Source organism: Psychroserpens mesophilus (genome assembly GCF_050617655.1).
GTDB classification, from domain to species: domain Bacteria; phylum Bacteroidota; class Bacteroidia; order Flavobacteriales; family Flavobacteriaceae; genus Psychroserpens; species Psychroserpens mesophilus_A.
Window position 1 is genome coordinate 1 of sequence record NZ_JBODQC010000246.1, and the last position, 261, is coordinate 261.

The window sequence follows — 261 nt, forward strand, 5'->3', positions numbered from 1 at the left end:
ATTAAGTTTACAATGGAGCCCTTTTAGTAGGTTTGAGCTAAAAGACGATCAAATTGCGGTTACAAAAGACGGTTTTCCTAAGTTTACACTTCAATTTACACAAGGGTTTAAATCTGTTTTAGGTAGTGATTTTAATTTTTCAAAACTAGACTTTAGAACCATTCAACAATTCACTCATAGTAACGATTCTAAAACAAACATTACCTTGGTAGCAGGTATTGCTGGTGGCGAAACACCTCTTACCCATTTATATCATGCCTA

Annotated in this window: 1 pseudogene; it reads left to right on the forward strand. The window is 34.1% G+C overall.

The features are described 5' to 3' along the window. Window positions 1–261: pseudogene (locus tag ACRHNM_RS17140) on the forward strand (hypothetical protein); the annotation flags it as partial.